This is a genomic window from Escherichia sp. 10290 (assembly GCF_030295155.1).
In the GTDB taxonomy this organism is placed as follows: domain Bacteria; phylum Pseudomonadota; class Gammaproteobacteria; order Enterobacterales; family Enterobacteriaceae; genus Escherichia; species Escherichia coli_F.
The window spans coordinates 1,229,027-1,241,753 of record NZ_AP025741.1 but is presented as its reverse complement, the minus strand read 5'-3'; the positions used below and the strand labels follow the sequence as shown (position 1 = coordinate 1,241,753).

Below are 12,727 nucleotides of genomic sequence, written 5' to 3'. Positions count from 1 at the left end.
CCCGCCTGAACCCGGCGGGCTGTCATAACACTGTGTTACCTGGCTAATCAGAACTTATAACCGACACCCACGATGAAACCGTCAGTGCGCCAGTCGCCACTGCCGGAGCCTTCATAAGCAATATCAATAGCCACGGATTCGGTCGGGTTAAACTGCACGCCAGCTCCCCACGCCAGAGACGTGTTGCTGTGGCGACCGTCATCACTTCCGGTCAGCACATCGTGCGTTTTCCCCTTATTGTCAGTTACGCGGAGATAATCCCCGGAGAAAGTCGACACACGGCTGTAAGCCACACCCGCCATCGCATACGCGCTGAACCATTCATTCACGCGCACAGACGGCCCCGCCATTACGCTGAACCAGCGGTTACGAACGGAATCTTCATGCCAGCGGGTATCGCTGTAACGGGTCAGCTGGCGATTCTTGTCTCCTGCATAGCTGAATGACGTCACCATACCCAGTGTGTCCGTAAACTCATAACGGTATTTCACGTTAATCCCGTTCAGATCATCGCTGCCGGGAACGTTCGTCGAGACATGAAGATACCCCGCGCTCAGCGTGGACTGATGTTCAGACGCCCATGCAGGCGCACCGGATAAGGCCAGACAAATGGCTGCGGACAAAATGGCGGCATAAAGTTTACGCATAATTACCTCTCGCTTTTCTGCAATAAAAAAGGCGTCATTTCTGACGCCCGTTATGGGTTATAAAATTCAGCTGATACTGATACCTGCTGTGGATTTCTTCATCACCACAACCAGCAGATCGCTGATACTGGTTGTTGGTGTCCAGTTATTCGCTCCTGATGAAGATACGGTGAATGTCAGTGTCAGCGTCCCCTGTCCGGCAGGCATATCTATAACTGAGGAAAATACGCCCTGAGCATCCGTCGTGGACTGATTAAAAATCTCCTGACCATTGCGGGTCACTCTTAACCGGCAGGTTGAATACCAGTATGACTGTTGGTTATTACTGTTGAAATTCTCATGCTTACCACCGCGGAATAACACTGGAGGTATCATGACCTGCCGGTCAAACTTCTGATCATCACTGATTCTTACCGTGATAGTGCCGCTGGCATAAGTGCTCGTGCGGGGGAAAGACTTGCTGACCGTTTTGACAATATCGCCTTCAATCTGGTTGGCTGACAGTTTCCCCTTAATCTGACAGTTCTCATTTATCGTGACGTTGTTGAGCGTCCCGGAGTTCGCATTCACGTTACCGCTGATATCGGCATTTTTAGCGGTCAGCTTTCCGTCCGGTGTCAGGGAAAATGCAGGAGGATTACCGCCGCTGGTAATGGTGGGAGCCGTCAGATATTTCAGGAACACTTCATTCATGAATATCTGATCACCCTGACCAACAAACATCGGTTTTGTGTTGCCATTTGCAGGATTAATCATCGCAATCCTGTCTGCCGCCAGCAGCACCTGACTCTGCATGCCGTCGGGGGTGTTCTCAATACCGGCACCGATACCCGCAATATAAAGGCGACCATCCTGCATCTGCTGCAGTTTCACGGCCCACATACTGTTCAGGTTATTACTGGTGTCCGTCTGAACCTTTTGTATCTGCTGGATGGTGGCCTCCTGATCTCCCAGCTTCTGGTCCGTTGTCGTCATGATTTCACTGCTTTTTTGATCCACATACTGGCGAACCTGCGCTATCTGGCGTGCATTCTCCTCATTACTCTGACTGACCGTCTGCGTGAGTTCGCTGCTGACGTTATCCACTCTCTGGCTCACCTGTGATATACCCAGTGACAGCTCATCATTTTTTTTCGCAACCAGCTGCGTGAGGCTGTTTTCTGTCTCCCCGATTTTTTGGGTCACTTCAGCAATATCACTCTCTATCTGCTGATTGATCTCATCCTCCAGTTGCTCAACTTCACTGCGCAATGCCGAGGCATTAATACGATCGTTCAGCTCCTGCCCCAGCAGGGTGCTGTTTATTTTCCCTTCAAAAAAATGGAGATATTTCTCAGCATCGTTACCCGGCTGGCCAACAGCCTCCACAAATGCCGATTTGCCGACGGTATTCACACTGCGAACGTAAAAATAATAATTATTGCCCGGCTCAATATCCGGTCCGGAGGCTATCCAGTACAGCGCCGTACCAAGATAGCGGGCTGTGGTTTCAACCTGCCTGATATCGATAATCCGCTTTTCCGATAACCAGAACTCAAACTGTACCGTCGGGTCATATACAGCCAGTTTCGGGACCGCCGTTATCTGAAAATACCCCGGTATCAGTTCAATAGTGACAGGCGCTACCGGTGCCGCAATCCGGAACGATACCGACGCCGGATCACCCTGCTGCCCCCGGGCATTTACCGCCCGGACCGTCAGCATATAACGCCCCAGCGCCAGTTGTCTGAAGCGGTATGTGGTTTCCGTCGTCCGGGCTGTGCTGACCAGCCGCTCACTGCCGTCGTCCGCTGCCACGGTCAGGCGAAGCATGAAGCTCACGCCCTTCACCACCTTCGGCGTGTCCCAGCGGGCCAGTACCTGATACTCCCCGCTGTCTGCGGTGACTTCGGCGGTAAGGTGCTGCACCGCTGGCGGCGTGACACCATTCACCGTGCCGCTCTGGTCGCCGTCAAAGTGCGCCCCGTTATCCACGATGGCTTCTTTTTCCGGTACATGCTGCACGGCAGTGATGGCATACGTGCCGTCGTCGTTCTCACGGATACTCACGCAGCGGAACAGGCGCTGGCGCAGCGTCGGCAGCTTCAGCCCCCACACGCTGTATTCTGCAACGCCGTCAGGAACACGGCTCACTTTCACCTTCATGCCGTCGGTGACGGACTGAACCTCCACGCTGACCGGATTGCCATTTCCGTCAACCAGGCTTATCAGCGTGGTGCCGGAGGATGGCAGCGTGATTTCACGGTCGAGCGTCAGCGTCCGGGTCTGGCTGTTCACCGCCAGCACGCGACCACCGATGCTGATACCCGCATAGTCATCATCGCAGATTTCAATGATATCGCCCGGCACATGGCGAAGCCCTTCGGCACCCACGCTGAAGTCCACGGTCTGCGTTTCCAGCAGTTCCGTTTTAATCAGCCACAGCCCGGCGCGGTGCGCCTGCCCCCGGCTGGTACAGCCAAAGGCATCCATCTTCGTGACGTTACGACCGTAACGGGCAATGGCCTGCGTGTCCTCCACAAGCTCTGTTGCCGTCTCCCAGCCGTTGTCCGGGTCAATCCAGTTCACCTCAACGGCATTATGGCGGTCCTTCAGGGCGCTGAAGCTGTAGCGGAACGGCGCGCCGTCATCCGGCATCACCACATTACTGCGGTTATAGGTCCACACCTTATCCGACGGCCGGTCCTGCACGAACGTCAGCGTCTGCCCGTTCCATACCGGCATACAGCGCATCGCCGAGCAGAAATCACTGAGCACATCCCACGCCTTACGCTGTGTTGTCAGGTAAGCATTACAGGTGATGCGCGGCTCCGTGCCGCCAAAGCCGTCCGGCACTGACTGGTCGCAGTACTGGCCGATGACATACAGCGCCCATTTATCCACATCCGCCGCACCAAGACGTTTCCCCATGCCGTAGCGCGGATGGGTCAGCATATCCCACAGACACCAGGCCATGTTGTTGCTGTATGCCGGTTTAAACGTTCCGTCCCAGATACCGCTGTATTGCCGCGTCTGCGGGTTATAGTTCGACGGCACCTGCAGAATGCGCCCGCGAAGATGATAATTACGACTCACCTGCTGGCTGCCGAACTGCTCCGAGTCCACCTGTACACCGACCAGTGCCGTGTTCGGGTAGCCCTGTTTCACATCGATGATTTCGGTGTATGACGACCAGAGCGTTTTGTTCTGCAGCTGGTCTGTAGTGCTGTCCGGCGTCATCCTGCGCATCCGGATACTGAACGGGCGCGGCGGCAGGTTACCCACCACCACCGAGGCCAGATACTGTGAGGTGGTTTTTCCCTTAATGGTGATGTCTTTTTCCGTCACCCAGCCACCGTTACGTTGTATCTGAACCAGCAGGCGGACTTCCGACGGATTCCGGTCCCCCTTTGAGGTGGTTTCCACCAGTGCCTGCACACCGAAGGTAAAGCGCAGACGGTCGATGTTTGCAGACGTGATGGTCCGGGTAATCGGCGTGTCGTACTTCACTTCCGTACCCAGCACCGTCTCGGAGCCGGAGGATTCAAATCCCTCCGGCGGTGTCTGCTCCTGCTCACCTGCACGGAACACCACCGTGACACCGGAGATATTGGTATTCCCCTCACTGTCCAGCACCGGCGTACTGTTCAGCAGCACGCTTTTTAATCCATCCACCGGACCTTCAACCGGCCCTTCGCTGATGGCATCGATCACACTCAGCAACTGCGTGGACTTCAGGTTATCCTTCGCTTCGCGCGGGGTATGCCCCTTACTGCTGCCTTTACCCATTCCTCACGCTCCATAAACGACAAAACCGCCCGCAGGCGGTTTCACATAAAACATTTTGCATCAGCGACCAATCACCACAACCTGACCACCGTCCCCCTCGTCTGCCGTGCTGATCTCCTGAGAAGCCACCCGCGACCCCACGCGCATTTCACCGTACAGAACAGGCAGAACATTGCCCTGGGCAACCATGTTATCCAGTGAGGAGAAATAGGTGTTCTGCTTACCGTTATCCGTTGTCTGTGTACGGGGAGTTCTGGCTTTCGGTGCCAGCATCTGCGCCACACCACCAAGTACCATACTGGCACCGAGAGAAAACAGGATACCGGTCATACCACCGGCCCCAATGGCTGCCCCCCATGCTGCAAGGGTGGCTCCGGCAGTAAAGAATGATCCGGCAATGGCGGCAGCCCCCAGGACAATCTGGAATACGCCACCTGACTTGGCCCCGGCGACTCTGGGAACAATATGAATCACAGCGCCATCAGGCAGAGTCTCATGTAACTGCGCCGTTAACCCGGACGTGCTGACGTCCCGCCCGGCAATCCGTACCTGATACCAGCCGTCGCTCAGTTTCTGACGAAACGCCGGGATCTGCATGACCAGCGCCCGGATGGCTTCGGCCCCCGTTTTCACACGAAGGTCGATGCGGCGGCCAAATCGTTGTAAATCCCCGTAAAGGCAGATGCGTGCCATGCCCGGTGACGCCAGAGGGAGTGTGTGCGTCGCTGCCATTTGTCGGTATACCTCTCTCGTTTGCTCAGTTGTTCAGGAATATGGTGCAGCAGCTCGCCGTCGCCGCAGTAAATGGCGGCATGATTCGGCACCGATGAACCAAAACAGCACAGCAGCACATCGCCCGGCTGCGCCGCTGTCAGTGCGACACGGTAAAAACCAGTTGCCTCCAGATTATCCAGATAGAGATTCTGGCCGTTACGCCACCAGTCATCCCCGCGATGAAAATCCGGCATCTCAATCCCCGCCAGATGGTAAGCATCCCGGAACAGCGTGTAACAGTCCGTCACCCCGTACTCAAAGCGTCGCCCGGTAAGATGTGGCACACAGCGGAACTTGTGAATCGCCCCCCGGCAGACCAGCCACCACGGCAAATCACTCTGCACCTGCAGCCGCCTGTCGGCCTCACTCAGCCAGGGCAGTCCACCGGGGTGGCTGTGGACCAGCGCCACAATCTCACCCTGCATTTCTGCCCGCAGCCAGTCCTCCGGCGACATCCGGAAATACGCCTCCGGCTCACCGGAGATATTCACGCAGGGAAGATACCTGTCTCCCTCCGGCGTTCTCACCACGAAGCCGCACGATTCCGCAGGCGAACACCGCCGGGCGTGCGCCAGAATCGCTGATTCAGTCTGTGTCATAAAATGGGATTTACTGCGAAAGTTTGTTAATGGAAAGGAAGCCGCCAAAGTTGCCGACGTTATTGCGGTACTTACAACCGCTCAGGCATTTGCTGCATTTATCCTTCGTGATATCGGACGTTGGCTGGTCATATTCATCCGCGACCGCCGGACCGTGATAACCGCACTCATCGCCGCGATAGGTCCAGGTGCAGGTGTTGGCCAGCATGATACGTCCCGGAAAAACAGCGCCGTCCGTTTCCGTCGGCGTGGACAGTACAAAAGAGGCACTCACCGCGCTCAGTTCGCTGCACTGCTCAATGCGCCAGCGGCTGATCACCTCCTGCTCCGGATCGGCGTCACTGTTTCCGTTGACGAAGTTCACCGCATCCAGAAAACGGGCGTAAACCTTACGCCGGACCACCGTTCCGCCGACCAGACTCTGCAGATCTTCCGCCATCCCGGTGACCATACCGTACAGGTTAGAAACCGTCAGCGTGGGGCGCGTACTGGTGCCTTTGCCATTCAGTTCGAAACCACTCCCCTGAATGGGATACGCCTGATACTGTCGCCCCTGCCAGGTGACCGGCTCACCTTTTTCGTTCTGCTCATTACAGAAAAAATAACGTTCTCCACCAACCTCTGTCAGATCGATTTCCCAGAGCACCACGCTGGCCGACTGCTCCGCACGGGTGCATTCATTCAGTGTTTCCTGTCGGATATCCTGCATCAGTTCACCACCTGTTCAAACTCTGCGCTGAACTCAACACGCAACATACTGACCCGCGACGACCATTTTGCGCAGGTCACCTTTATCTGCCGGTAGCCATAAGGCGGCGTCCACAGAAAGGATTTCCAGCCCCCGTGCTCAGCCAGAAACGACTCAAGCGCCGTGGCCTCCCAACGGGGAACAGAAAGCGTCACGCTGTACGTTTTCAGGTCGGCATTCAGCCCGGCAGGCGCTCGCTGGGAATAGCCATCACCAAAGCGCACCTTTCTTACGGAAGGGGCCGAAGCCACATCCATACCGGGTTTCACTTTCCAGCGGAAGGTTTTCATCGTCCACCTCCGGAGAACAGACCACCATCGCGCATCTGCCCGGTCACAACATCCATTGCCGCCTTACGGGCTACGTCATAAACAGCCTTCAGTGCCTGTGGCCCTATCTGACCGTTCGTGCCGTCGTTGTTAATCACCACATGGTTATTCTGCTCAAACGTCCCGGACGCCTGCGACCGGCTGTCCGCCATGCTGCCCGGTGTACCGACATAACCGCCGGTGGCATAGCCGCGCATCAGCCGGTAAAGATTTCCCACGCCAATCCGGCTGGTTGCCTCCTTCGTGAAGACAAACTCACCACGGTGAACAATCCCCGCTGGCTCATATTTGCCGCCGGTTCCCGTAAATCCTCCGGTCGCAAAATGGAATTTCGCCGCAGCTGCCTGAATGGCTGTACCACCTGACGCTGATGAGCCGCCACCGGCAGCACCGCCAATGGCGCTGCCGATACTCCCGACAATTCCCACCATTGCCTGCTTAAGCAGAATTTCTGTCATCATGGACAGCACGGAACGGGTGAAGCTGCGCCAGTTCTGCTCACTGCCGGTCAGCATCGCCGCCATATTCTGCGCAATACCATCAAAGGTCTGCGTGGCAGCACTTTTAACCTGCGACATACTGTCCGTGGCAGTCTCTTTCCACTCGCTCCAGCCGGACCTGAGGCCTGCCATCCAGCTCCCGCGAAGCTGGTCTTCAGCTGCCCAGGTCTTTTTCTGCTCTGACATGACGTTATTCAGCGCCAGCGGATTATCGCCATACTGTTCCTTCAGGCGCTGTTCCGTGGCTTCCCGTTCTGCCTGCCGGTCAGTCAGCCCCCGGCTTTTCGCATCAATGGCGGCCCGTTTTGCCCGTTGCTGCTGTGCGAATTTATCCGCCTGCTGCGCCAGCGCGTTCAGGCGCTCCTGATACGTAACCTTGTCGCCAAGTGCAGCCAGCTGGCGTTTATACTCCAGCGTCTCATCTTTATGCGCCAGCAGGGATTTCTCCTGTGCAGACAGCTGGCGACGTTGCGCCGCCTCCTCCAGTACCGCGAACTGACTCTCCGCCTTCCACAAATCCCGGCGCTGCTGGCTGATTTTCTCATTCGCTCCGGCATGCTTCTCCAGCGTCCGGAGTTCTGCCTGAAGCGTCAGCAGGGCAGCATGAGCACTGTCTTCCTGACGATCGCCCGCAGACACCTTCACGCCGGACTGTTTCGGCTTTTTCAGCGTCGCTTCATAATCCTTTTTCGCCGCCGCCATCAGCGTGTTGTAATCTGCCTGCAGGATTTTCCCGTCTTTCAGTGCCTTATTCAGTTCTTCCTGACGGGCGGTATATTTCTCCAGTGGCGTCAGCAGGCGCTCATACGCCTTCTGCGCCTCTCCGGTATACTTCAGCTGTGACGCCTCACGCTCAGCCCGGTCCCTTGCCACCAGTTCACCGGCTTTTTCCATATCCGACTGCAGCGTGGCTGCCGCCAGCCCCAGACGGGCATTTTCACGGTCATCCCATGCACCCTGAAGGTTGGCACGGAAAGAGGAGGTCTTTCCCCGGCTCTGACTCCGGCTCTGGTACCACTGCCATTTTTTATCCGCCTCATCAAATGCCTTCTGCGCACTGGCGAGCATATCCGCTGAGGATTCAGGACGACCGATATCCAGGATGGCATCCCACATCAATTTGAATGCCTTCCCGGTTTTATCCGCCCAGGTTTCCAGCGTCCCCATGTTTTCTTTCAGGCGACGGGTCTGCTCATCAAAGCCTTTTGTGGCGATATCGTTCGCCGCCTGTAAGGCCCCTGCCTCATCACCCGAACGCTGCAGCTGCGCAACATACGCAATCTGCTCTGCCGTCACGTTACGGAACTGGCGCGCCATAGCCATCAGTCCCGACGTCGGGTCGGTGGTCAGCTTTCCAAAAGCCTCTGCAACCTTGTCCACTTCCACACCGGATACAGAAGCAAAACGCGCCACACTCTGGTTGATGGCATCAAACTGTTCACCACCACGCACACCGGCATTCACCAGGGCTGCCAGTGACTCACTCGCCTGGTTAAACGTCAGCCCTGCTGCCTGTCCGGCTCTGGAGAGCGTCAGCATGCGATCGGCAGCCAGTCCGGACTGATTACCGGAAAGAACCAGGGTTTTATTAAACGCTGAAAGCGTGGAATCCCCCTGGTACCAGGCATACGCCAGCGCACCTGTCGCCACCGCCAGCGAGGTGACCCCGACCATCGGCAGGGTGATCGCACCGGCAAGCCCCCTGAACATGGGGAGCATCCCGCCGAAGGCGTCCTTCACCTGACCGCCCTGTTGCAGCAGAATAAGCCAGGGATTCTGACCACCGGCAAGCTGCGTGGCGATATCCGTAAACTGTGCTGGCAGGGTACGCATGGCCGCTTTATACTGCCCGACGGAAATCCCGGCTTTTTGTGCAGCCAGCGCCTGACGGCTCAGGCCCTGTTCAACGGCAGTGGCCTGTTTCTTAAAAGACTGGCTGACACGCCCGGCCATCAAATCCGCAAGGTCACTGGTTTCACCCAGTTCTTTCTTTACCCGTGCAGCCTCTTCAGAAAAACGGGTTGAATCCAGTGTAAGAACAGCTGTCAGATCGGCAAAATTACCCGCCATAGCGTACACCTCCTGGAATTCCCTCAGACACCATCATCAGCATGGCTTCATCCTCTGTACTGCTCCGCATGTCATCACTGACCGTAACGATTTCCTTCCCGTCAGCCCCAAAGCGGACACCACCAGAAAGTCCTGCCGCTTTCCGCATCAGCATATCGTCCTCATCCGGCATCTCCGTCTGCTCATCATCACGTCGGGGTGCAAGCAGACTGAAATCCGCCGGATGCATATCCGGATCGCAAAAAAACAGGCTGAGTACGGCGTACATCAGCCCGGAAAAATGCATATCCAGCTGGGTATCCTGAAAATAATGCGTGCGGTAAAAACGGTGCCAGTCGGCATATTCGGTGGATGTCATCCCGGCAAGCATGGTGCGCCAGTCAGGCCTCCCCATCTCACGCGCCAGTCTGAGGGCAAAATTCAGCTCGCCGTCGAAGACTTTCCCGCAGAAAAATCATCATCAGTAAGCGCATTATTTTTCGCCACTTCGGTGATATCCGTATCCACATGAACAGGCTCACTCATCCCGGACAGACGCAACACCACGTCTTCCGCCCGGGCAATGGCATCAGCAGGCCAGGTGGTCAGGACTTCCTGCTCAATCTGCATCACAGCCTCATTCATTGACGGTGACTCCGTTTTCTGTGGATGGTTATGCCACAGGGACATCGCCACCAGAAACGCCCCGGTTCTGACAAGGTCTTCCACGCTCACCTGCAGGTTGCCGCTGGCTTCAGCCTCTTCTGCCCGCCGTTTCAGGAGGGCAAGATGCTCAATACGCTGCAGCGCAGACAGTTCGGAAAGGGTGACGGACACGCCGTTATATTCAAATTGTTCTGTTTTCAGAAACATGCTTTTATCACTCCCTCAGCTTAACCCGCAACACCATCCGTGACGGTAATTTCTGCCACTGCCGCAAACTGACCATTTCCGGTCACCACAGGGATCTGCGCTTTACCGGCCGCAACACCTTTCACCGTGATCGTGTTCCCTTTCACGGTAATGGTGGCGAAATTCTGATTCGCTGACGTGGCGCGGAAGGTTTTATCCGTCGCCCCTTCCGGCTGAACGGCCACAGTCAGGGTGATATTCTGACCTTTTGCCACATTGCCCGTTGATGGCGTCACGGTAATACCGGTGACCGGCGTGATGTCCCCCTGATCTTCCGCCAGCGACGGACGGCCGATATTGGTGATCTTCACGGTACGGGTGATCACCTCTTTGGCGGTCACCGCTTTACCAATGGCGCTCACCCAGCCACGGAACACATCCACCGTGCCGTTCGGGAAACGGATTTTGTAGGCCCGGGTCTCACTGCTGTCAAACCAGGCGATCAAATCGCGCTGCCCTTTCTCGCCCGGCTTCCAGGCCAGCGTAAAACTGGTGTCACCGGCAGATTTCTGCCCCTGCCCGGTGGATACCCAGTCAGCATCCTCATCATCCAGATAGTTATCATCGTAGGATTCTGCCGTCATCTCGCCGGGGGTCAGATCCTTTATTTTTGCCAGGCGCGTCCACTCATCGTCTGACAACGGGTTGGCATAAGCATCACCAGTGCCGGTGTACACCCATAGTGTGGTGCCGGAACCTTTCACCGGCTCAAGAGGATTTGGTATTGCCATATCGTCCTCACATCTCGTAGGTAATTTTCCACAGGAGATCTGCCGATCCCCACATCATAAACTCATCATCCCGGCGGTAGTCATACCCCTGAAGATTCATCTTCAGCAGTAACGCACTGAGGCCGGGAACCGCCTCCAGCGCAGGAAGGATTTTCTCTTCCATCCACATATCCAGTGCCGAGTCCGGTTCTTTTGCCCTGAGAAAAACTTCAATATGCAGTGTCGCCTCCCAGGTCCCCTCATCAACGAACTCGTCAGCAGCAGACGCATCAGTCAGGTAAACAGCAACAGCAGGTAGTTCCTGTTCATCAATAAAAACCGGGCGGCCGTCAAACCAGCTCACCCGCTCAGAAATATTTTCTTTCAGGGCAGACAGAACTGCCGCCCGTATTTCACGGTGTTTCATACACCCTCCCTGTCATTTTCTTTTCAGCACCAGGCGTAACTGATGCGTCATGGCTTTCATCATCTGCACCGGTAATTTTTCCCGGTACATCCGGTCCCGTTCACGTTCAAAGGTTTCTGCCAGCGGTCCGGCAGTCGGAATCTTCACCACTTCGATCGGCAGACGGTGGCGTTTCGTCCTCCCTTTGCTGTCCGCACCGGTGGACGATGATGCCCACGGCATACGCTGCATCACATGCCACCGGCCATTTTCCAGCCGGGTAATAAAAGCATTCGGGATCCGTCGTTTCCCGACAATCAGCACACTGCTACCGCCTTTCGTGACCGAACGCTCACCTTTCTTTCGCCGCTTTCTGCGGGAAAGCCGCACGCTGGCCGTCCCCAGTTTTATGGCGGGCAGATTACCGGTGTTGATGATGACCTTCGCATAAACCCTGTCTGCGCTGGCCCGTTGCAGGCGGATACGCTCACGGATGAGACGGTGTGGGACCGCCAGCTCCCGGGCAACCGAAGAGGCCGTTTTCGCGATGATGGACTCCGCCACACGGTTAAGCGTCGTGGCGGCAGCCCGGGGAACGGCACGGCGGTTAATCGCATCCAGATTTTTCATGGCCTGCGCCAGACCTTTTATCGCCATACTTATTCCTGTTCGACAAAAATCCGGGGATTACCGTTGTACGTGTCATAACGGGTCACCACCAGTGAGCGACCGTCAAACACAACCACATCATCGCGGGCCGGCCGGTACTGCGCTGAAAACACCACCAGTGACAACTGACTGCCGGAAAGCGCCCCCATATCCGCAGACTCATACTCCGGTATCACGTCATACACTACGCCGTTAATCTCCGCCGTTTTCCCCATCATGCGTACGGTCGCCAGGTCCATCCGGCTGCACATTCGCGCAAACAGATCAGGCATTGATTTTAACCGCCACCGTGGTGGTGCCTGACGGCGCATGCTCCCATGCCATTCCCGCCGCCACTGCACCGTCTGCGGCAGGCTGCACAGTCCCGTCCTTCAGATAAACCGCCACACCGGCCTGAATATCGTCGGCAGACTGTTTGGGCAGCAGGAACACGCCTTCGGCGAACCCGTCACCAGTCTTCCCGGCAGGAATATCGGTAATGGTCACTGCCACCATGCTGCCAACCACCACAGCGGCACCGCTCAGAATGGTCTGATCCCCGGCATTCACCAGCTCAATGGTGGTGCCGTCCTGTACAAAATTTTTAGCCATAATGCTGTCTCTCCGGACAGCCCCC

At 56.4% G+C, this 12,727-nt stretch carries 14 protein-coding genes; all 14 read right to left on the bottom strand.

Annotated elements, in window-relative coordinates; genetic code table 11:
- Positions 1-47: 47 nt before the first annotated feature.
- Positions 48-647 carry an Ail/Lom family outer membrane beta-barrel protein gene (locus QUE74_RS05965; RefSeq protein ID WP_001230293.1) on the bottom strand — a complete coding sequence of 200 codons (600 nt, stop codon included), beginning with the start codon at positions 645-647 and terminating at the stop codon, positions 48-50.
- Positions 648-713: 66 nt separating this feature from the next.
- Positions 714-4,415, bottom strand: a complete 3,702-nt coding sequence (gene gpJ / locus QUE74_RS05960) for a phage attachment tail tip protein J (RefSeq protein ID WP_286331906.1) — start codon at positions 4,413-4,415, stop codon at positions 714-716.
- A gap of 60 nt (positions 4,416-4,475) precedes the next feature.
- On the bottom strand, positions 4,476-5,048 hold the full coding sequence (locus QUE74_RS05955) for a tail assembly protein (protein WP_000847707.1): 573 nt from the start codon (positions 5,046-5,048) through the stop codon (positions 4,476-4,478).
- Positions 5,045-5,788 (bottom strand): C40 family peptidase, encoded by a 744-nt coding sequence (locus tag QUE74_RS05950; RefSeq protein ID WP_064236925.1) that lies wholly within the window; start codon positions 5,786-5,788, stop codon positions 5,045-5,047. The genes QUE74_RS05955 and QUE74_RS05950 overlap by 4 nt, the downstream gene beginning before the upstream one ends.
- A 10-nt stretch (positions 5,789-5,798) precedes the next feature.
- The gene (locus tag QUE74_RS05945; protein ID WP_001152536.1) at positions 5,799-6,497 is read right to left on the bottom strand and encodes a phage minor tail protein L; all 699 of its coding nucleotides are present in this window, start codon (positions 6,495-6,497) and stop codon (positions 5,799-5,801) included.
- Positions 6,497-6,826 (bottom strand): phage tail protein, encoded by a 330-nt coding sequence (locus tag QUE74_RS05940; protein ID WP_000847333.1) that lies wholly within the window; start codon positions 6,824-6,826, stop codon positions 6,497-6,499. The genes QUE74_RS05945 and QUE74_RS05940 overlap by 1 nt, the downstream gene beginning before the upstream one ends.
- A complete protein-coding gene (locus QUE74_RS05935) occupies positions 6,823-9,435 on the bottom strand; it encodes a phage tail tape measure protein (protein ID WP_286331905.1) in 2,613 nt (870 codons plus the stop codon). The genes QUE74_RS05940 and QUE74_RS05935 overlap by 4 nt, the downstream gene beginning before the upstream one ends.
- A complete protein-coding gene (locus QUE74_RS05930; RefSeq protein ID WP_000533454.1) occupies positions 9,425-9,829 on the bottom strand; it encodes a phage tail assembly protein T in 405 nt (134 codons plus the stop codon). The genes QUE74_RS05935 and QUE74_RS05930 overlap by 11 nt, the downstream gene beginning before the upstream one ends.
- 26 nt (positions 9,830-9,855) lie before the next feature.
- Positions 9,856-10,287 carry a phage tail assembly chaperone G gene (gpG, locus tag QUE74_RS05925; protein WP_000479071.1) on the bottom strand — a complete coding sequence of 144 codons (432 nt, stop codon included), beginning with the start codon at positions 10,285-10,287 and terminating at the stop codon, positions 9,856-9,858.
- Between the two features lie 20 nt (positions 10,288-10,307).
- Complete coding sequence (locus tag QUE74_RS05920) at positions 10,308-11,057, bottom strand: phage tail protein (RefSeq protein ID WP_286331904.1); 750 nt, start codon at positions 11,055-11,057, stop codon at positions 10,308-10,310.
- A gap of 7 nt (positions 11,058-11,064) precedes the next feature.
- The gene (gene gpU / locus QUE74_RS05915) at positions 11,065-11,463 is read right to left on the bottom strand and encodes a phage tail terminator protein (protein WP_000682716.1); all 399 of its coding nucleotides are present in this window, start codon (positions 11,461-11,463) and stop codon (positions 11,065-11,067) included.
- A gap of 12 nt (positions 11,464-11,475) precedes the next feature.
- A complete protein-coding gene (locus QUE74_RS05910; RefSeq protein ID WP_000974973.1) occupies positions 11,476-12,099 on the bottom strand; it encodes a phage tail protein in 624 nt (207 codons plus the stop codon).
- 2 nt (positions 12,100-12,101) lie between these two features.
- Positions 12,102-12,383, bottom strand: coding sequence for a DNA breaking-rejoining protein (locus QUE74_RS05905; RefSeq protein ID WP_001113015.1), 282 nt, complete (start codon positions 12,381-12,383; stop codon positions 12,102-12,104).
- Positions 12,376-12,702: a DUF2190 family protein gene (locus QUE74_RS05900; protein WP_001097068.1), complete on the bottom strand. Its 327-nt coding sequence runs from the start codon at positions 12,700-12,702 to the stop codon at positions 12,376-12,378. Before QUE74_RS05900 ends, QUE74_RS05905 begins: the two co-directional genes overlap by 8 nt.
- Between the last annotated feature and the right edge of the window lie 25 nt (positions 12,703-12,727).